This window comes from Variovorax saccharolyticus (assembly GCF_030316765.1).
GTDB classification, from domain to species: domain Bacteria; phylum Pseudomonadota; class Gammaproteobacteria; order Burkholderiales; family Burkholderiaceae_C; genus Variovorax; species Variovorax saccharolyticus.
On sequence record NZ_JASZYT010000006.1, the window covers coordinates 290,224 to 308,526 of the forward strand.

The following is an 18,303-nucleotide window of genomic DNA, read 5'->3' on the forward strand; positions in this document are numbered from 1 at the left end:
GATGAAAAGAGTGTGGAAGACTGCGACCCTGTCGTGCGGTGACTATTGCCGCGGAATTTGTGATCTATTTACATTCCGCGGGCCCGGGTGAGCCGGTCAGCCGGTCAGCCGGTCAGGCGCTGCAGCGCCTCGCGGTACTTGGCCGCCGTCTTCTCGATCACCTCGGCCGGCAGCCGCGGCGCCGGCGGCGTCTTGTCCCAGGGCTTGCCGTTGATCTTCGTGGCCTCCAGCCAGTCGCGCACGAACTGCTTGTCGTAGCTCGGCGGATTGGCGCCGGCGGCCAGCGCCGCCTCGTAGCCCTCGACCGGCCAGTAGCGCGAGCTGTCGGGGGTCAGCACCTCGTCCATCAACACCAGCGTGCCGGCCTCGTCGAGGCCGAACTCGAACTTGGTGTCGGCGATGATCATTCCCTTGGTCAGCGCGATCTCGGCGGCGGCCTCGTAGATCGCGATGCTGGTCTCGCGGATCTGCTGCGCCAGCGCCGGGCCGACCACCTCGACCACCTTGTCGTAGCTGATGTTCTCGTCGTGCGCGCCCGCCGCGGCCTTGGCCGCCGGCGTGAAGATCGGCCGCGGCAGCTTGCTGGCGTTGGTCAGGCCCTCGGGCAGCGGCACGCCGCAGACCGCGCGGTTCTCCTGGTATTCCTTCCAGCCGCTGCCGGCCAGGTAGCCGCGCACCACGGCCTCGACCGGGATCGGCGTCAGGCGCTTGACCAGCATCGAGCGGCCCTCGACCTGGGGCACCTCCTCGGGCGTCACCACGCTCTCGGGGGCGTCGCCGGTGAGATGGTTCGGGCACAGGTGGCCGAGCCGGTCGAACCACCAGAGCGCCATCTGCGTGAGGATCACGCCCTTGCCCGGAATCGGCTCGCCCATGATGACGTCGAAAGCCGAGAGACGATCGCTCGCGACCATCAGGATGCGGTCATTGCCGACCGCATAGTTGTCGCGCACCTTGCCGCGCGCCAGCAGCGGAAGGCTTTGGATGGAGGAGGTATGGACGGTGGTCATGGCGAAATGGATGAAGCGGGGCGGGTGACGCCGGAGATTGTGCGCGCCCTGCGGCCGGCGCAGAAAAAAGCCACCGCGAAGGTGGCTTTCAGGCGCAAGCGAAGGGTCAGACCACTTGTTGCGCGAGCTCGCCCTTGGCGTACTTGGCGGCGACCACCTGCAGGGTGTCGCCCTTGATCTTCGGGCCCTGGCCTTCGCAGCCGAACTCGAGGTAGCGCTGCTTGCAGATCAGGCGCGCGGCTTCGCGCGCCGGCTTGAGCCATTCGCGGGCGTCGAACTTCTCGGGGTTCTCGGCCAGGAACTTGCGCACCGCGCCGGTCATCGCCAGGCGGATGTCGGTGTCGATGTTGATCTTGCGCACGCCGTGCTTGATGGCTTCCTGGATTTCCTTGACCGGAACGCCGTAGGTTTCCTTCATGTTGCCGCCGTACTGGCGGATGATCGCCAGCAGCTCCTGCGGCACGCTCGACGAGCCGTGCATCACAAGGTGGGTGTTCGGGATGCGGCGGTGGATTTCCTTGATGCGGTCGATCGCCAGGATGTCGCCGGTGGGCTCGCGGGTGAACTTGTAGGCGCCGTGGCTGGTGCCGATGGCGATCGCCAGGGCGTCGATCTGGGTGCGCTTGACGAAGTCGGCGGCCTGCTCGGGGTCGGTCAGCAGCTGCTCGCGCGTCATCGTGTCGTCTGTGCCGTGGCCGTCTTCCTTGTCGCCCTTCATGGTCTCGAGCGAGCCCAGGCAGCCGAGTTCGCCCTCGACCGTGACGCCGACCTTGTGCGCCATGTCGGCCACCTTGCGCGTCACGTCGACGTTGTAGTCGTAGCTGGCGATGGTCTTGCCATCGGCTTCGAGCGAGCCGTCCATCATGACCGAGCTGAAGCCGAGGTCGATGGCGCCGCGGCAGACGTCGGGGCTCTGGCCGTGGTCCTGGTGCATCACCAGCGGCACCGTCGGGTAGGCCTCGATCGCGGCCTGGATGAGGTGCTTGATGAAGGCTTCGCCCGCGTACTTCCGGGCGCCGGCGCTGGCTTGCAGGATGACGGGCGCGCCGACTTCCTTGGCGGCCTCCATCACGGCTTGCACCTGTTCGAGATTGTTGACGTTGAAAGCCGGAATGCCGTAGCCGTTGGCGGCGGCATGGTCGAGCAGTTCGCGCATCGAGACGAGTGCCATGGAAATACCTCGCGGGAATCTAGGGATGAAGACAAAAGAACTCCCGGGATTCTACCGAGGGCCCCTGTAGGACGGCTCCGATGGCCCTGAGGAATCTGCGGCGGGCTAGCTGACGCGGCAGATTTTCAGCATGTTGGTGCCTCCCGGCGCCCCCATCGGCTCGCCGCAGGTGATCGCGTAGACATCCCCGGCCTGGACGAGGCCGCGCTTCTTCAGGTGGGCCTCGGCCTGTTCGAGCGCGGTGTCGCGGTCGCTCTCCGAGTCCATCAGCAGCGGCCGCACGTTGCGGTAGAGCGCCATCTTGCGCTGGGTCGAGAGGCGCGAGGTCAGCGCGTACATCGGGATATGGGCCCGGTGGCGGCTCATCCACAGCGGGGTGGAACCCGACTCGGTCAGCGCGACGATCGCCTTGGCGCCCAGGTGGTGCGCCGTGAACAGCGCCCCCATCGCGATCGACTGGTCGATGCGGCTGTAGCTCTTGCCGCTGAAGTCGGCGTCCAGCTGCAGGTCTTCGGCGGCTTCTGCGGCCTCGCAGATGCGGCTCATCTCCTGCACCGTCTCGAGCGGGTAGCGGCCGGAGGCGGTCTCGGCCGAGAGCATCACGGCGTCGGTGCCGTCGAGCACCGCGTTGGCGACGTCGCTGACCTCGGCGCGCGTGGGCACCGGGTTGGTGATCATCGACTCCATCATCTGGGTCGCGGTGATGACCACCTTGTCCATCTCGCGCGCCATTCGGATCATCTTCTTCTGCAGCGCCGGCACCGCGGCATTGCCGACTTCCACGGCCAGGTCGCCGCGGGCCACCATGATGCCGTCGCTGGCGCGCAGGATCTCCTCGAGCTTGGGGATCGCCTCGGCGCGCTCGATCTTGGCGATCATCCCGGGCTTGTGGCCGAACTCGGCCGCCGCCACGTTGCACAGCTGGCGCGCCATCTCCATGTCGGTGGCGGTCTTAGGGAAGCTCACGGCCACGTAGTCGGCCTGGAAGCTCATCGCGGTCTTGATGTCCTCCATGTCCTTGGCGGTCAGCGCCGGCGCGGTCAGGCCGCCGCCCTGCTTGTTGATGCCCTTGTTGTTGGACAGCTCGCCGCCCAGGCGCACCGTGGTGTGGACCGCGTCGCCCTTGACCGCGTCGACCGTCAGCACGATCAGGCCGTCGTTCAGCAGCAGGCTGTCGCCGGGCTTGACGTCGCGCGGCAGGTCCTTGTAGTCGAGGCCCACCGCCTCGACGTCGCCCAGCTCGGTGCGCGAGGCGTCGAGCACGAACCTGGCGCCGGCCTCGAGCCAGACCTTGCCTTCGGCGAACTTGCCGACCCGGATCTTCGGGCCCTGCAGGTCGGCCATGATCGCGACCTCGCGGCCGCTGCGGCGCGCCGCCTCGCGCACCATCGCGGCCCGGTCGATGTGGTCCTGCGCGGTGCCGTGGCTGAAATTGAGCCGCACCACGCTGACCTTGTAGTGGATCATCCGTTCGATCAGCTCGATCGTGTTGGTGGCCGGGCCGAGGGTGGCGACGATCTTGGTGGCATGGCGGGGCAGGCGGGGCGTGCTCATCTGTGTCTCCTTCTATTCAGTTGGGGACAGAGCAAAAATGACTGCGTCATTTCTTGGTCTGCCCCGCAAAGTATTTGTATGCCGTACTGTATACACTTTAAAGGAGTACCGGAAGAGGTTTATCCACCCGCCGCGCGCTTGGCGAGGATCTCGAAGGCCGGCAGCGTCTTGCCTTCGAGGATTTCCAGGAAGGCGCCGCCACCGGTCGAGATGTAGCCGACCTTGTCCTCGATGCCGTACTTGGCGATCGCCGCCAGGGTGTCGCCGCCGCCGGCGATCGAGAAGGCCTTGCTGGCGGCGATGGCCTGGGCGATGGTCTTGGTGCCGTTGGCGAAGGCGTCGAACTCGAACACGCCCACCGGGCCGTTCCAGACGATGGTGCCGGCTTCGCGCAGCTGGGCGGCCAGCAGTTCGGCGGTCTTCGGCCCGATGTCCAGGATCAGGTCGTCGTCGGCGACGTCGCTGGCGTCCTTGACGGTCGCCGCCGCATCGGCTGCGAAGGTCTTGGCCGTCACCACGTCGACCGGGATCGGCACCGCCGCGCCGCGCGCGCGCATGGCCTCGATCACGGCCTTCGCCTGGTCGATCAGGTCGGGCTCGGCCAGCGACTTGCCGATCTTCAGGCCGGCGGCCAGCATGAAGGTGTTGGCGATGCCGCCGCCGACGATCAGCTGGTCGACCTTCTCGGCCAGGCTCTTCAGGATGGTCAGCTTGGTGCTCACCTTGGAGCCGGCGACGATCGCCACCAGCGGCCGCTGGGGCTGCGCCAAGGCCTTGGTGATGGCATCGATCTCGGCCGCCAGCAGCGGGCCGGCCGAGGCGAGCTTGGCGAACTGGGCGATGCCGTAGGTGGTGGCCTCGGCCCGGTGCGCGGTGCCGAAGGCATCGTTGACGTAGATGTCGGTCAGCGCCGCGAGCTTGCGCGAAAGCGCCTCGTCGTTCTTTTTCTCGCCCTTGTTGAGGCGGCAGTTCTCGAGCAGCACGACCTGGCCCGGCGCGACCTGCACGCCGTCGACCCAGTCCGACACCAGCGGCACCTCGCGGCCGAGCAGCTCGCCCAGGCGGGCGGCGACCGGCGCCAGCGAATCCTCGGGCTTGAACTGGCCTTCGGTGGGCCGGCCGAGGTGCGAGGTGACCATCACGGCAGCGCCGGCGTCGAGCGCCGCGCGGATGCAGGGCACCGAGGCGCGGATGCGGGTGTCCTCGGTGATGCGGCCGCTGTCGTCCTGCGGCACGTTGAGGTCGGCTCGGATGAAAACGCGCTGGCCGGCGACTTTGCCTTGCGCACAGAGGTCGGTGAATCGAAGGACGTTCATGGGTGGCGATCAGGTAACGAAGAAAGGGGGCCTCGACGGGCAGCGCCCATTGTAGGTTTCAGCCCGCGATGCCCGGCTGGTGCGCGAACTGCTGCAGCCGCTCGACGAAGCTCGCCGCCGCCGGCGACAGCGAGCGCTTGGCGGCCCCGTAGACGCAGACCTCGCGATGGAAGTCCGGCTGGTCGAGCCGCACCATCTGCAGGCCGTGGGCCCGCACCAGCGAGGCCGAGTAGGTCGGGCAGACCGTCAGGCCGAGCCCCGAGGCGACCATGCCGAGCGCGGTGGTCATGTACGAGACCTCCTGCGTGGTCGCGCGCAGCATCAGCTCGCGCGCGTCGGCGGCCAGTTCGGGCAGCACGCGCTGGCGGAAGTCGCGGGTCGGCGCGATGAAGGTGTAGGGGCCGAGCTCGCTCCAGCGCACCTTGCGCCGGCGCGCGAGCGGGTGGCCGGGCGGGCAGATCAGCCAGTGGCGGTCGCGGAACAGCGTGCGGCGCTCGACCAGCGCGGCATCGACCGCCACGTCCTGGCCGACCGCCAGCTCGACCTCGCCCGACAACAGGCCGTCGAGCAAATGCTCCGGCAGCGTATCGGCCAGCCGGACGTCGATGTCGGGATGCGCCTCGCGGTAGGCGGCGATCACGCGCGGCATCAGCGTGCAGGCCATGAGCTGCGGCGCCGCCAGGCGCAGCACGCCCTTCTTCTTGTCGCGCAGGTCGGTGACGCCGGCCACCGCGCCGGCCAGATCGGCCAGCAGGCGCTGCACCGAGGGCTGGAACTCGCGGCCCGCTTCGGACAGCAGCACGCGCCGCGTGTGGCGATCGAACAGCTGCACGCCCATCTCGCGCTCGAGCTCCCGCACCAGCACGCTGAGCGCCGACTGGGTCAGGTGAAGCGTCGCGGCGGCGGCGGTGAAGCTGCCGGTCTCGGCCACGGCGGCGAAGGCGCGCAGCTGGCGCAGGGTCAGATTCATGGTCTTACTTCATCAATCGATGAATTTATTTCGATTGAATCATAAGAAGAATCGCGGCCCAATGCGCAGCTCGTGACCTTGCGGGACAGACCAACAAAACTGCGCAGCAGTTTTTTGCTCTGTCCTCGACCAACCTGAGACTTTGCGGGACAGACCAAGAAACTGCGCAGCAGTTTTTGCTCTGTCCTCAACTGACTAAAGAGAGACAGACCATGTCCCACCCTCCACCCGTACCCGTGCGCGGCCTGCACCATTTCGCCTGGCGCTGCCGCGACAGCGAGGAAACCCGCCGCTTCTACGAAGACCTGCTGGGACTGCCGCTGGTGCACGTGATCAAGAGCGACCACGTGCCGAGCACCGGCGAATACTGCCCCTACGTCCACATCTTCTTCCAGATGCGCGACGGCTCGTACATCGCCTTCTTCGACCTCGGCGACGACGTCGCCGCGCTGCCTTCGCCGAACACGCCGGCCTGGGTCAACCACATCGCGCTGCGCGTCGACTCGGAGGCCGACCTGCTGGCGGCCCAGGCCCGGCTCCAAGCGGCCGGGGTCGAGGTGCTGGGCCCGACCGACCACCACATCATCGAATCGATCTACTTCTTCGACCCGAACGGCATCCGCGTCGAGCTGACCACGCCGACAGTGCCGCAGGCCGAGATGGACGCGCATGCGCTGCACGCGCGCGCCGACCTCGATGCCTGGACGCTGCGCAAGGCCGGCCTGCGCGCCGCAGGAAAGGCGCCGCATGCCTGAGCTGCAACTCGCCGTCATCGACGTCAAGCCGGGCGCCTCGCTCGAGAGCCAGTCGGGCCTGCAGATGCTGCGCCCGCGCATCTACGGCGCCTACCAGCAGCCGGCCGGGCCAAAGAAGATCGCCGCGATCGTGATGCATCCGACCAGCAACTTCATGGGCCACTACCTGATCGGCCCGCTGGCCGCACGCGGCATCTGCTGCATGGGGCTCAACTCGCGCTACATGGGCAACGACACGGTGCTGCTGATGGAGCGCGCGATCCAGGACCTGGGCGCCGGTGTGCAGTTCCTGCGCGCCGCCGGCTACGAGAAGGTGCTGCTGGTCGGCAACTCGGGCGGCGCCGCGCTGGCGAGCTTCTACCAGGCGCAGGCCGAGCACCTGACCGCGCACGCCTTTCCCGATGGCGACCCGACCCACCTGCACCCGGACGACCTGCCGCCGGTGGACGGCATCGCGCTCTGCGCGGCGCACCTGGGCCGCTCGCGGCTGCTGCGCGACTGGATCGATCCGTCGGTCACCGACGAGCACGATCCGCTGTCGGTAGCTCCGGAACTCGACATGTACGACGCCCGCCATGCGGTGCCGTACAGCAGCGAGTTCCTGGCACGCTTCAGTGCCGCCCAGCAGGCGCGGCTCGAACGCATTGAGCACTGGGCGCTCGAGCGGCTGCGCCAGCTGCGCGGCACGCCGGGCGCACCGCGCGACCAGGCTTTCATCGTCTACCGCACGCATGCCGATCCGCGCTGCGTCGACCTGTCCATCGACACCAACGACCGCGCGCCCGGCAGCGTCTGGGGCGATGCGCGGCAGGTCAACTACTCGGCCAACGCGATGGGGCGCACGACCTCGCTGACCGCCTTCCTGTCGCAGTGGTCGTCGCGCTCGCAGGCCGATGGTCCGACCAACCTGGCGCGCACCACGGTGCCCAAGCTGCTCCTGACCTATACCGGCGACCAGTCGACCTTCCCGAGCACGCGCGATGCCTGGCTGGCCGCCGGCGGCGCACGCATCCGCAACGTCGACATCGCCGGCGGCAACCACTACCTGGCGGGCCAGCCGCAGCGGGTGCAGGAAGCCGCCGACGCGATCGCCGAATGGGCGCACGCGCTGTGAGCATCGAGATGGAAAGCTACCACTTCGCACCCGAATACGAACTGCCGAACTGGCCCTTCGTGGCGCCGCCCGAGATCGGCAGCGAAACGGTCGTGCGCCACCCGATCGTGATCGTCGGCGCCGGCCCCGCCGGCCTCACGCTGGCCTGCGACCTCGCGCGCCGCGGCGTGCGTGCCGTGCTGCTCGACGAGGACGACACGGTCGGCGTGCGCGGCGCTTCGTCGCGCGGCATCTGCTACGCGCAGAAGAGCCTCGAGATCTTCGCCCGCCTGGGCATCTACGAGCGCATCGCCGCCAAGGGCATCACCTGGTCCTTCGGCCGCACCTTCTCGGACCAGCAGGAGGTCTACAACTTCAACCTCAAGACCGACAGCGTCTCGGTGCAGCCGCCCTTCATCAACCTGCAGCAGTTCTACGTCGAGTGGTTCCTGGTCGATCGCATCCTCGAGCTGGGCCTGACCGACCTGCGCTGGAAGAACCGGGTGACGCAGGTGACGCCGCTGGCCGACGGCGTCCGCGTCGAGGTCGAGACGCCGGCCGGCAGCTACACGATCGACGCCGACCACCTGATCGACGCCACCGGCGCCAACAGCCCGATACGCACGCAGCTCGGCATCGACGCGCATCCGTCGCGCAGCACCGACCGCTGGTGCATCAGCGACGTACGCTTCAAGAAGCCGCTGCCGACCGAGCGCTGGACCTGGGTCGACGCGCCCTTCAACGAGGGACGCGCCGTGTGGCAGCACCTGATGGGCGACGGCGTCTGGCGCATCGACTACCAGATGCCCGAGGACTGCGACACGGCCCACATCAGCAAGCCCGAGGTGGCGGGCGCGCGGCTGCGCGAGCAGCTCGGGCCGGGCGTGGAGTTCGAGTTCGTCTGGATCGGGCCGTACGGCTACCGCGACCACCTGCTCGACGACTTCCGGCATGGGCGCATCCTCTTCATCGGCGACTCCGCGCATGTGGTGAGCCCCTTCGGCGCGCGCGGCGGCAACAGCGGGATCCAGGACGCGGCCAACCTCGGCTGGAAGCTGGCGCTGGTCGCGACGGGCCAGGCCGGCGACGCGCTGCTCGACAGCTACGACGCCGAGCGCCGCCCCGCCGCGGTGGAGAACCTGCGCGTCACCAGCCGCTCGGCGCGCTTCCTGGCGCCGCGCACGCCGGCCGAGCACACGCTGCGGCGCGCGGTGGTGGCGCTGGCCTCGCGCCATGCCTTCGCCCGCGCGCTGGTCAACACCGGCCGCATGTCGGTGGCCAACGACTATCCGGCAGCGCCGCACTTGCCCGAAGGCGCGCGGACCGTGCAGAACCTGCCGCTGCGCCAGCTCGACGGCACGCCGACCACGCTGATGGAACTGCTGGCCGAGGGCACGCGATGCCTCGGCCTCTGGTTCGCGCCGGGACGCGCCCAAGCCCGGGCGGCGGCCGACATCGAGGCCTCGCTGCCGCTGCGGCTCGTCGCCGTCGGCGGCGACAGCGGACTGCCGACGCTGCAGCCCGACACCAGCCTGGCGCGCCATCTCGGCGAGCCGCCGAACGGCAGCCTCTTGATCGTGCGCCCGGACGCCTACCGCGCCGCACTGCTGAAAGACCCCACGCCGGCATCGATCTCGGCCGCGGTCCGCACCGCGCTGGCGCATCGCTGACCGAAGAAGAGAAAGAACAGGACGACCTCGATGATCACCGAGCCCCACATCCCCGATCCGGACGGCTTCTACGCGGCCTGGGTCGGCGCCCACGAAGGCCTGACCGAAGCACAGAGCGCCGACTTCAACGCCCGCCTGGTGCTGCTGCTGGCCAACCAGTGCGGCGACCAGGCAGTCCTGCTGGACTGCATCGCCGCCGCGCGCGACAGCGGCGAGCCCTCCCTCCCCACGACCCAAGACCACGCATGAACGCACCCGTCTCCTTCGCCTCCGCCTCCGACACCCGCGAGCAGAAGCCGCAGCTGCGCGAACTCGCGCCCAACGTCTACGGCTACATCAGCGACTTCGATCCGAACTGCGGCTTCATCGTCGGCGACGAGCACGTGGTGCTGATCGACACCCGCCCGACACCGCGCATGGCGCGCGATTTCCTGGCCGACATCCGCACGGTCACCGACAAGCCGATCAGGTTCATCGTGCTCACGCACTACCACGCGGTGCGCGTGATGGGCGCCAGCGCCTTCGACGAGGTGCAGGCGATCGTCGCCAGCCGGGGCACGCTCGACTGGGTGCGCGAGCGCGGCCAGGCCGATTTCGATTCGGAGGTCGGACGCTTTCCGCGCCTGTTCGCCGGCGTCGAGGAGATCCCCGGGCTCACGGTGCCGACGATGAGCTTCGAGCGCGAGATGAGCCTGTGGCTGGGCCCGCGCGAAGTGCGCCTGATGTGCCTGGGCCGCGGCCACTCGGGCGGCGACACGGTCGCCTGGCTGCCCGACTGCGGCGTGCTGTTCTCGGGCGACGTGGTGGAAAACCGCTGCGGCGTCTATGCCGGCGACGCCTACATCCGGGACTGGGCCGGCACGCTCGATGCGGTCGCGGCGCTGAAGCCCGAGGTGCTGGTGCCCGGCCGCGGCGCGGTGGTGCGCGGCACGCCGGCTTGCCTCGAGGCGATCGAACTCACCAAGGCCTTCCTGTCGACGCTGCTGGCCAGCGTGCGCGCCGGCATCGACGCCGGCGACGGCCTGCGCGGCTGCTTCGAGCGCGCCGAGCAGGCGATGAAGCCGCGCTTCGGCGACTGGCCGGTGTTCCAGCACGTGCTGCCCTTCGACGTCTCGCGCGCCTACGACGAACTGCGCGGCGTCGAGCACCCGGTGGTCTGGACCGCAGAGCGCGACCGCGAGCTGTGGCAGACCCTGCGCGGCTGACTCACGAGATTCCCCTTTTCAACTCCGGAGACAAAGACGATGAAGCGATTTCTGCAACTGCTGGCCGCGGGCCTCACGCTCGCGCTCGGCAGCCATGCGCCGGCCCAGACCGCCTACCCCAGCCAGCCCGTGCGCTGGATCGTGCCCTACGTGGCCGGCGGCGGCACCGACAACCTGGCGCGCGCGCTGGCCGAGGCGATGCAGCCCTCGCTGGGCCAGCCTCTGATCATCGACAACCGGCCTGGCGCCTCGACCAACATCGGCGTCTCGGTGCTGATGCAGTCCAAGCCCGACGGCTACACGATCATGCAGGCCGAGAACGCGGCGCTGCTGTTCAACGAGTACATGTTCGCCAAGCTGCCCTACAAGCCGGCGAGCGACTTCACCTACATCGGCGCCATCGGCCGCTTCCCGGTCGCGCTGGTGGTCCATCCGGACTTCCCTGCAAAGACCGTTGCCGAGTTCGTGAGCTACGTGAAGGCCCATCCCGACAAGGTCAGCTACGCCTCGCCCGGCAACGGCTCGCCGCACCACATGGCGATGGAGCTGTTCAAGCAGAAGGCCGGCATCAACGTCCAGCACGTGCCCTACAAGGGCGCCGCGCCGGCAATGACCGACGTCATGGGCGGCCAGGTGCCGACCATGATGCTGGACCTGGCTTCGGGCCTGCCGATCATCAAGTCGGGCAAGGTGCGCGTGCTGGCGATCGCGCTGCCGCAGCGCGCCGGCGCGCTGCCCGACGTGCCGACCTTCGCCGAACTCGGCTTCAAGGACGTCAACGCCTATGCCTTCCACGGCCTCATCGGCCCGGCCGGCATGCCGCCGGAGGCGGTCAGCCGCATCAACAGCGAGCTCAACAAGGCCATGCAGGCACCGAAGGTGGTCAAGCTGTTCTCGGAGTTCGGCTTCGAGGCGCTGCCCGGCACGCCGCAGGACTTCTACAAGCTGTCGCGCGCCGAGAGCGAGCGCTGGGGCCGGATCATCAAGACCGCGGGCGTCCAGCTGGACTGACCGGGCCGGCGGCAGAACCGCTACCAGCCCAAGCCAAGATGCAGGGGCAGGTAGACCGCCATCCCCACCAGCATCGTTCCAAGCACGCCGCGCCGCCAGAAGAAATAGGCGGTGCCGGCGACGGCCCCGTAGAGCCGGGCGTCGTGCAGGGTCGAGATCAGGTGGCCCTGCGTCATGACGATCTCGGGCGCGATCACCGCCGCCAGCGCCGCCGCCGGCGCATAGTGCAGCGCCCGGTGGGCCCACTCCGGCAGGCCCCAGGGCCGGTCGAGGATGAAGAAGAAGCAGCGCGTGATCAGGGTGACGCCGGCCAGGCCGAGGATCACGGCCAGCGTCCAGAGATCCGTGCCGCCGAACAGGGCGCTCACTTCTGCCCCCACGCTCGGCACTGCGTGTCCTCGCTGCCCCCCGAGGGGGCGCGAGCTTGCTTGGGGCGGCCCGGCGCGGCGCTCACTTGTCGTCCTCCGCATCGACGTCCAGCCCGAACTGCTTCTCGAGCCAGAAGCAGGCCAGCACCGCGACGCCGATGGCGACCACGATGTTGAGCTTGAGCGGCAGCGCATAGGCCGCGACCGCGGTGGCCGAGGCGATCAGCACCGCCAGCAGCCGCAGCCGGGTGGTCGCCATCGAGCACACGATCGCCACCAGGCTCAACACGCCGGCGAAGCCCAGGCCCCAGCTCTGCGGGATCATGTTGGCCAGGCCGATGCCGAGCAGGCTCATGCTCATCCAGGCGCACCAGGTCACGCAGTAGTTGCCCGTGAGATAGGCCTCCTGCGCCTGCTCTTCGGCCCGCGTGGCAGGCGGCTGCGCGTACTTGCGCGTGAACAGCGCGTAGCTCATGTCGGCCGTGAGATAGCCGTGCGTGATGCGCCGCCAGCGCGGCATGTGCATCAGGTAGGGCCGCAGGTGCAGGCTGAAGACCACGAAGCGCAGGTTGACGCAGAAGCCCGTGGCCAGGATCACCCACGCCGGCGCGCCCGCGATGAGGAGCGGAATGGCGGCCAGCTGAGAGCTGCCCGCATACACCAGCAGCGTCATCGCGACCGACTCGAACACGCTCATGCCCGACTTGAGCATCGCCACGCCGGTCATCAGGCCCCAGGCGCCGATGCCGACCGCGACCGAGGACATGTCGCGCACGCCCTGGAGGAATTCCGGCTGGCGCCGTATCGCAGAGGACAGGAACATCAGGAACGGTGCATCAGCCGAACACCTGACCTGTCTTGACGTCGAAGCCCCGCAGGAAATCGGCGACCGCCAGGCGCTTGCCGCCGGCGCGCTGAAGTTCGGTGGCCCTCAGGACCGAATCCTTCGCCGCCACCTCGATGCCCGAAGGCGTCACCGCCACCACCGTGCCTGGCGCCGCGCCCGTCCCGCCGGACCTGGCCTCGGCCGCCCAGAACTTGATCGTCTCGCCGTCGAGCACGCTGCTGGCGCCTGGAAAGGGGTCGAAGGCGCGCACCCGGCGCGCCAGCGTGCCGGCATCGAGCGACCAGTCGATGTGGGCCTCGGCCTTCTCGATCTTGTGCGCGTAGGTCACGCCTTCGGCCGGCTGGGGCTCGGGCCGCAGCGCGCCGGCTTCGGCCTGGCGCAGCGCCTCGACGATCATCCGCCCGCCCATTTCGGCCAGCCGGTCGTGCAGCCGCGCGGTCGTGTCGTCGCCGATGTCGAGCGCCTCGCGCAGCAGCATGTCGCCGGTATCGAGGCCGGCGTCCATCTGCATGATCGTGACGCCGGTCCGGGCGTCGCCGGCCTCGATCGCCCGGTGGATCGGCGCCGCGCCGCGCCAGCGCGGCAGCAGGCTGGCGTGGATGTTGAGGCAACCGAGGCGGGGTGCATCCAGCACCCACTGGGGCAGGATCAGCCCGTAGGCCGCGACCACCATGACATCCGCCCCGGCGGCCTCGATCGCCTCGCGCGCGGCGGCCGCATCCTCCGGGTACTTGCCGTCCAGCCGCAGGCTGCGCGGCTGCGCCACCGGCCAGCCGCGGGCGACCGCGAACTGCTTCACCGGCGAGGCCTGCAGCTTCATGCCGCGGCCGGCCGGGCGGTCCGGCTGGGTCAGCACGAGGACGACCTCGAACCCGGCCGCCGCGATCGCCTCCAGGGCGACGCGGGCGAACTCGGGCGTGCCCGCGAAGGCGAGCTTCATGGCGTCCTCATTGGTCGGTCATCAGCCGCCGCTGGTCGTCGGCCGTGTGATAGTGGTCGACCACGCCGTCCGGATCGATGTAGATATGGAACAGGCGCGGGTTGTTCAGCGACTGGTAGTGCCAGGTCCAGATGTCGCCGTTGAACGCCAGCACCTGCGAAACCTCGAACGGCCGGCCGTAGCTGCGCAGCACGTCGTCGACGCGCCAGACGCCGGGCTTGACCGTGATGTCGAACATGCCGTCCTCGAGCTCCTGGCGGATCGAGACCACCCGGCCGCTGGCGTCGAGGTCGACGTTGTTGACCGTGACCCCCGCCGGCGCGCGCGAATACTGGAGCCGCTCGCCGCCGCCGGGCATCGCATAGGTGGCCGTCGGGTTGCCGAGCTTCTGCAGCGTTTCAGCCCGGGTGCTCCCGAGCGGCAAGCGAGTGGGGTCCAGTGCGCAGCCGGACAGCGCGAGCACCAGCGCCATCGCCACGGGCCATAGGCGCCGCATGCTCAACGCCGCCCTTCGCGCTGATCCGCCTTCTGATCTTCGCGCTGCTGCTTGAGCAGCTTGCTCTTGATGCGGTTTCGCTTCAGCGGCGACAGGTACTCGACGAACACCTTGCCCAGCAGGTGGTCCAGCTCGTGCTGGATGCAGACCGCGAGCAGGCCCTCGGCCTCGATCGCCTGCGGTTCGCCTTCGGCATCGAGCGCGGTCACACGCACGGAGGTCGAGCGCTCGACGCCGTCGTAGATGCCCGGCACCGAGAGGCAACCCTCTTCGTTGAGCACCTTGTCGTCGCTGGCCCAGACGATCTCGGGGTTGATCAGCACCAGCGGCTTGTCGCGCTCTTCGGAGATGTCGATCACGACCAGCCGCTCGTGGACGTCGATCTGGGTCGCCGCCAGGCCGATGCCGTTGGCGTCGTACATGGTCTCGAGCATGTCCGCGACCAGCGTCTTGATGCGCGCATCGACGCCCTGTACCGGCTTGGCCACGGTATGCAGCCGCGGGTCCGGGTAACTCAAAATGGTTCTTTTAGCCATGAAAGCGAGGAAAAGTTGTCGCTATTTTCGCCATTTCCGCGACGCTGCGCCGGCCAACTCCCCGAATACGTTGCCCTATCAAGGGCTTCAGCGCAAAATTCGTAGCAAATTGTGAGGATTCGTACATCCTGCGTGGCGTAGTGTGTGCACACCATAAACATGACCAAACTCCGAATCAGCGAAAGCCTGCGACCCAGCCTCCTGGCCACCCTGGCGACCGTGGCCCTGGGGGTTACCGGTGCCACCGCCAGTTTTGCGCAGAACTATCCGATCACGCCACAGCAGCGCGCCACGGCCCAGGCGACCGCCCAGACCGGCATTCCGATCAGCGAACTGGCCCCCAACGCGCCCGACGAGTACACGGTCAAGCCCGGCGACACGCTGTGGGCGATCTCGCGCCTGTTCCTGCGCAGCCCGTGGCGCTGGCCCGAACTCTGGGGCATGAACATCAGCGAGATCTCGAACCCGCACCGGATCTATCCGGGCCAGGTTCTCTATCTGGAAAAGAGCGGCGGCCGGGCCCGCCTCAGCGCCCGCCGCGGCGGTGCCTCCGACGGCACGATCAAGCTGTCGCCGCGCACCCGCTACGAGTCGATGGCAGGGATGGCGTTGCCGACCCTCAATCCGAGCCTGATCGAGCCCTTCCTGAGCGAGCCGATCATCGTCGACGAGAACACGCTCCAGACCGCGCCCCATATCGTGGCCGGCAACGACAGCCGCGTGCTGCTGGCCCGCGGCGACCGTGCCTATGCACTGGGCGACGCCAACTCGCCGCTGATCGAGACCGCCGGCCCGATCAAGACCTTCCGCATCTTCCGCAACGCGACGCCGCTGCAGGACCCCGCCACCGGCGAGCTGCTCGGCTTCGAGGCCGCCTACCTCGGCAAGGCCCAGCTCAAGCGCAGCCAGAGCATCGAGAGCCAGCTGGTCGACGGCAAGGAAGTCGCGAACGTGGTGCCTGCCACCATCGACATCGTGTCGGCGCGCGAGGAGATGCGGGCCGGCGACCGCCTGCTGCCCGAGCCCCAGCGCCAACTGCTGAGCTACGCGCCGCGCGCGCCCGAACAGGTCATCAACGGACGCATCGTCTCGGTCTACGGCAACGCGGTGCAGTTCGCGGCCCAGAACCAGGTGGTGGTGATCAACAAGGGCACCCGCGACGGCATCGAGGCCGGCCACGTGCTGGCCATCCTGAAGAACGGCGACACCATCGTCGATCGCGCCGGGGCGCCCAACAACACCGGCAAGGGAGTGCTCAAGCTGCCGAACGAACGCATCGGCCTGCTGATGGTGTTCCGCCCCTTCGACAAGGCGTCCTACGCGCTGGTGCTCGAGATCAACGACACCCCGCGGATCGGCGACCTGCTGGTCAACCCCTGACGCGAGCGTCATCTTGGCGTGGAACGTGAGGAACTCGCGAGCTGGCTCCGCCTCTCGCTGACGCCAGGCATCGGGAACGCCACCGCCCGCACGCTGCTCGCGGCCTTCGGACTGCCGGCCGCGATCTTCACGCAATCGCACGAGGCCCTGCTGCAGGTCGTCGGCAGCGCGCAGGCCCTGGCGCTGCAGCGCGTGCCGGCCACGCTGGCCCCGCTGCTCGAGCGCACCTTTGACTGGCTTCAGGGCAGTGACGACCAAGGTGCCGCCCGCCGCCTCCTGACCCTCGGCGACCCGGGCTACCCGGCCTCGCTGCTGGAAACGGCCGATCCGCCGCTGCTGCTCTATCTGCTCGGTGCGCCCGGCTTCGAGCTCGCGCAGCTGGATCGCAGCATCGCGATCGTCGGCAGCCGGAATCCGACGGCGCAAGGGACCCAGAATGCAAGGGCCTTCGGACGCGCGTTCGGCGAAGCCGGGATTCCCGTGGTCTCGGGGCTGGCGCTCGGCATCGACGGGGCCGCGCACGAAGGCGCGCTCGAAGCCGGCGGACCCGGCCGGCTGGCCACGGTGGCGGTGGTCGGCACCGGGCTCGACCGCGTCTACCCGGCCCGCCATCGCGAGCTCGCGCACCGGATCGCCGGGCGTGGCCTGATCGTGAGCGAGTACCCGCTGGGCACGCCGCCGCTGAACCAGAACTTCCCGAAGCGCAATCGGATCATTGCCGGGCTCGCGCGCGGCACCCTGGTGATCGAGGCCGCACTGCGATCCGGCTCGCTGATCACGGCCCGGCTCGCGGCCGAGCAGGGGCGGGAGGTGTTCGCGATTCCGGGCTCGATCCACTCGCCGCAATCGCGCGGCTGCCACGAACTGATCCGGCAGGGCGCCAAGCTGGTCGAATCCGTCGGCGACGTGCTGGAGGAGCTGCGGCTGGGGGATGAGCCTGCGCGACCCCGCCCCTCCGTCTCCGCCAGCCCCGCCGATTCCGGTGCCGATGCCGACGCCGACTCGGCCGAACCGGCGCTGCTGCGCGCTGTAGGCTTCGACCCGGTCAGCCTCGACGCCTTGTGCGCCCGCACCGGTTTCTCCCCGGCCACGCTGCAAGTCCGTCTGCTCGAACTCGAGCTTTCCGGCCATATCGCGCGGCTGCCGGGCGGATTGTTTCAGCGCATCGCGGTTGGTTGAATGGCGCCACGCGCGGCGAGAAAGAATCAAAAGCGATAACGAGCGCCAACATAAATCTCGTGGCTGACCAGTTTGGCCTTCATGTTTTCATCGCGCAAGCCACGGGCATTGGCAAAATTGTTCAAGCCGCTTTCAATGCGGCCCATATCGACATAGCGGTAACCCAGGTCGAGCGAGATTTTTTTCACCGGGGAATACGTCACCCCTGCGCCTACCGAGTAGGCCAGGTTGTTGACGGTTTTGCTTTCGAATTGACGGGCGACATTGCCCTGCCAACCGGAAGACTTGACTTTGGCCCAGCCAAGACCGGCAGAAGCAAACACGGCGATATTCTCCTTGACGGGCAAGTCGTAATAGGCATTGGCCATCATGCGCTGGGCATCCACTTCATGGTGATTAAGGCTGCCACGAAATCGCCCTGCGACGTCGCTGGTGTACTCCTGTTTCTGGGGCAAGGTGTATTCCACCTCGGCACGCCAGCCAGCGCCAAACTGGTAACCCAGCCCGAAGGAGCCATTGACAAATTCTTGCTTCGTCTCCTGCGGCAGCACCGCGCCTGCCGGACGCAACGAATCTTCCATGTCGCTGACGCGCTGGGAAGTTTGAGCGGCCTTGATGGAGCCATACAAACCCAACTCCTCGTTTGGCGTTGCGATGGCAACCGGAGCCGCCAGAATTCCACACATTGCGCTGATTGCGGACAGCGTCATTTTCACCTTCACGGAGATACCTTCCCTGTTTTCCGATTGAACATGCCATCATGGCCATGACCTTGCCGACGCATCGTCTTTTGAATGCAAGA

The 18,303-nt window shown here is 68.3% G+C and carries 19 protein-coding genes; 8 read left to right on the forward strand and 11 right to left on the reverse strand.

What is annotated here, in order from left to right:
- Window positions 1-104: 104 nt before the first annotated feature.
- The 5 genes from QTI45_RS19895 to QTI45_RS19915 all read right to left on the reverse strand — a co-directional run bounded on the left by QTI45_RS19895 (window position 105) and on the right by QTI45_RS19915 (window position 6,021).
- A complete protein-coding gene (locus QTI45_RS19895) occupies window positions 105-1,010 on the reverse strand; it encodes a phosphoribosylaminoimidazolesuccinocarboxamide synthase (protein ID WP_286655610.1) in 906 nt (301 codons plus the stop codon).
- 106 nt (window positions 1,011-1,116) lie between these two features.
- The gene (fba, locus tag QTI45_RS19900) at window positions 1,117-2,181 is read right to left on the reverse strand and encodes a class II fructose-bisphosphate aldolase (protein ID WP_286371721.1); all 1,065 of its coding nucleotides are present in this window, start codon (window positions 2,179-2,181) and stop codon (window positions 1,117-1,119) included.
- Between the two features lie 105 nt (window positions 2,182-2,286).
- On the reverse strand, window positions 2,287-3,735 hold the full coding sequence (pyk, locus tag QTI45_RS19905; protein ID WP_286371722.1) for a pyruvate kinase: 1,449 nt from the start codon (window positions 3,733-3,735) through the stop codon (window positions 2,287-2,289).
- Between the two features lie 119 nt (window positions 3,736-3,854).
- On the reverse strand, window positions 3,855-5,051 hold the full coding sequence (locus tag QTI45_RS19910; protein WP_286655611.1) for a phosphoglycerate kinase: 1,197 nt from the start codon (window positions 5,049-5,051) through the stop codon (window positions 3,855-3,857).
- A 58-nt stretch (window positions 5,052-5,109) separates the two neighbouring features.
- Complete coding sequence (locus QTI45_RS19915) at window positions 5,110-6,021, reverse strand: LysR family transcriptional regulator (protein WP_286655612.1); 912 nt, start codon at window positions 6,019-6,021, stop codon at window positions 5,110-5,112.
- A 212-nt stretch (window positions 6,022-6,233) separates the two neighbouring features.
- On the opposite strand from QTI45_RS19915, the gene QTI45_RS19920 reads away from it, so the two are divergent.
- From QTI45_RS19920 to QTI45_RS19945, 6 genes are read left to right on the forward strand one after another with little or no spacing between them, the layout of a single operon-like run.
- Entirely contained in the window at window positions 6,234-6,776 is a 543-nt protein-coding gene (locus tag QTI45_RS19920; RefSeq protein WP_286655613.1) for a VOC family protein, read from the forward strand.
- A complete protein-coding gene (locus tag QTI45_RS19925) occupies window positions 6,769-7,890 on the forward strand; it encodes an alpha/beta fold hydrolase (protein WP_286655614.1) in 1,122 nt (373 codons plus the stop codon). Before QTI45_RS19920 ends, QTI45_RS19925 begins: the two co-directional genes overlap by 8 nt.
- A gap of 8 nt (window positions 7,891-7,898) precedes the next feature.
- Window positions 7,899-9,539 carry an FAD-dependent oxidoreductase gene (locus QTI45_RS19930; RefSeq protein WP_286655714.1) on the forward strand — a complete coding sequence of 547 codons (1,641 nt, stop codon included), beginning with the start codon at window positions 7,899-7,901 and terminating at the stop codon, window positions 9,537-9,539.
- A gap of 30 nt (window positions 9,540-9,569) precedes the next feature.
- Window positions 9,570-9,788, forward strand: a complete 219-nt coding sequence (locus tag QTI45_RS19935; protein ID WP_286655615.1) for a DUF2783 domain-containing protein — start codon at window positions 9,570-9,572, stop codon at window positions 9,786-9,788.
- Window positions 9,785-10,744, forward strand: coding sequence for an MBL fold metallo-hydrolase (locus QTI45_RS19940; protein ID WP_286655616.1), 960 nt, complete (start codon window positions 9,785-9,787; stop codon window positions 10,742-10,744). The genes QTI45_RS19935 and QTI45_RS19940 overlap by 4 nt, the downstream gene beginning before the upstream one ends.
- A gap of 39 nt (window positions 10,745-10,783) precedes the next feature.
- Complete coding sequence (locus QTI45_RS19945) at window positions 10,784-11,755, forward strand: Bug family tripartite tricarboxylate transporter substrate binding protein (RefSeq protein ID WP_286371729.1); 972 nt, start codon at window positions 10,784-10,786, stop codon at window positions 11,753-11,755.
- Window positions 11,756-11,775: 20 nt separating this feature from the next.
- Here QTI45_RS19945 and QTI45_RS19950 read toward each other — a convergent pair whose 3' ends face one another.
- From QTI45_RS19950 to def, 5 genes are all read right to left on the reverse strand, one after another.
- Window positions 11,776-12,123 carry an AzlD domain-containing protein gene (locus QTI45_RS19950; RefSeq protein ID WP_444813295.1) on the reverse strand — a complete coding sequence of 116 codons (348 nt, stop codon included), beginning with the start codon at window positions 12,121-12,123 and terminating at the stop codon, window positions 11,776-11,778.
- A gap of 82 nt (window positions 12,124-12,205) precedes the next feature.
- Window positions 12,206-12,946 (reverse strand): AzlC family ABC transporter permease, encoded by a 741-nt coding sequence (locus QTI45_RS19955; protein WP_286371730.1) that lies wholly within the window; start codon window positions 12,944-12,946, stop codon window positions 12,206-12,208.
- 13 nt (window positions 12,947-12,959) lie between these two features.
- Entirely contained in the window at window positions 12,960-13,910 is a 951-nt protein-coding gene (gene fmt / locus QTI45_RS19960; RefSeq protein ID WP_286655617.1) for a methionyl-tRNA formyltransferase, read from the reverse strand.
- A gap of 7 nt (window positions 13,911-13,917) precedes the next feature.
- On the reverse strand, window positions 13,918-14,406 hold the full coding sequence (locus QTI45_RS19965; protein WP_286655618.1) for a hypothetical protein: 489 nt from the start codon (window positions 14,404-14,406) through the stop codon (window positions 13,918-13,920).
- A 2-nt stretch (window positions 14,407-14,408) separates the two neighbouring features.
- Window positions 14,409-14,942 (reverse strand): peptide deformylase, encoded by a 534-nt coding sequence (gene def / locus QTI45_RS19970; RefSeq protein WP_286655619.1) that lies wholly within the window; start codon window positions 14,940-14,942, stop codon window positions 14,409-14,411.
- A gap of 159 nt (window positions 14,943-15,101) precedes the next feature.
- On the opposite strand from def, the gene QTI45_RS19975 reads away from it, so the two are divergent.
- Together QTI45_RS19975 and dprA are read left to right on the forward strand one after the other, a co-directional pair.
- Window positions 15,102-16,322 carry a LysM peptidoglycan-binding domain-containing protein gene (locus QTI45_RS19975; RefSeq protein WP_286655620.1) on the forward strand — a complete coding sequence of 407 codons (1,221 nt, stop codon included), beginning with the start codon at window positions 15,102-15,104 and terminating at the stop codon, window positions 16,320-16,322.
- 18 nt (window positions 16,323-16,340) lie between these two features.
- Window positions 16,341-17,501, forward strand: a complete 1,161-nt coding sequence (gene dprA / locus QTI45_RS19980; protein ID WP_286655621.1) for a DNA-processing protein DprA — start codon at window positions 16,341-16,343, stop codon at window positions 17,499-17,501.
- A gap of 26 nt (window positions 17,502-17,527) precedes the next feature.
- On the opposite strand, the gene QTI45_RS19985 is transcribed toward dprA, so the two are convergent.
- A complete protein-coding gene (locus tag QTI45_RS19985; RefSeq protein WP_286371736.1) occupies window positions 17,528-18,211 on the reverse strand; it encodes an outer membrane protein in 684 nt (227 codons plus the stop codon).
- Between the last annotated feature and the right edge of the window lie 92 nt (window positions 18,212-18,303).

Bases quoted from the DNA above. Each gene is read 5' to 3' on its own strand.
- QTI45_RS19895 (WP_286655610.1), bottom strand. From the start codon at position 1,010: ATGACCACCGTCCATACCTCCTCCATCCAAAGCCTTCCGCTGCTGGCG.
- fba (WP_286371721.1), bottom strand. From the start codon at position 2,181: ATGGCACTCGTCTCGATGCGCGAACTGCTCGACCATGCCGCCGCCAAC.
- pyk (WP_286371722.1), bottom strand. From the start codon at position 3,735: ATGAGCACGCCCCGCCTGCCCCGCCATGCCACCAAGATCGTCGCCACC.
- QTI45_RS19910 (WP_286655611.1), bottom strand. From the start codon at position 5,051: ATGAACGTCCTTCGATTCACCGACCTCTGTGCGCAAGGCAAAGTCGCC.
- QTI45_RS19915 (WP_286655612.1), bottom strand. From the start codon at position 6,021: ATGAATCTGACCCTGCGCCAGCTGCGCGCCTTCGCCGCCGTGGCCGAG.
- QTI45_RS19920 (WP_286655613.1), top strand. From the start codon at position 6,234: ATGTCCCACCCTCCACCCGTACCCGTGCGCGGCCTGCACCATTTCGCC.
- QTI45_RS19925 (WP_286655614.1), top strand. From the start codon at position 6,769: ATGCCTGAGCTGCAACTCGCCGTCATCGACGTCAAGCCGGGCGCCTCG.
- QTI45_RS19930 (WP_286655714.1), top strand. From the start codon at position 7,899: ATGGAAAGCTACCACTTCGCACCCGAATACGAACTGCCGAACTGGCCC.
- QTI45_RS19935 (WP_286655615.1), top strand. From the start codon at position 9,570: ATGATCACCGAGCCCCACATCCCCGATCCGGACGGCTTCTACGCGGCC.
- QTI45_RS19940 (WP_286655616.1), top strand. From the start codon at position 9,785: ATGAACGCACCCGTCTCCTTCGCCTCCGCCTCCGACACCCGCGAGCAG.
- QTI45_RS19945 (WP_286371729.1), top strand. From the start codon at position 10,784: ATGAAGCGATTTCTGCAACTGCTGGCCGCGGGCCTCACGCTCGCGCTC.
- QTI45_RS19955 (WP_286371730.1), bottom strand. From the start codon at position 12,946: ATGTTCCTGTCCTCTGCGATACGGCGCCAGCCGGAATTCCTCCAGGGC.
- fmt (WP_286655617.1), bottom strand. From the start codon at position 13,910: ATGAAGCTCGCCTTCGCGGGCACGCCCGAGTTCGCCCGCGTCGCCCTG.
- QTI45_RS19965 (WP_286655618.1), bottom strand. From the start codon at position 14,406: ATGCGGCGCCTATGGCCCGTGGCGATGGCGCTGGTGCTCGCGCTGTCC.
- def (WP_286655619.1), bottom strand. From the start codon at position 14,942: ATGGCTAAAAGAACCATTTTGAGTTACCCGGACCCGCGGCTGCATACC.
- QTI45_RS19975 (WP_286655620.1), top strand. From the start codon at position 15,102: ATGACCAAACTCCGAATCAGCGAAAGCCTGCGACCCAGCCTCCTGGCC.
- QTI45_RS19985 (WP_286371736.1), bottom strand. From the start codon at position 18,211: ATGACGCTGTCCGCAATCAGCGCAATGTGTGGAATTCTGGCGGCTCCG.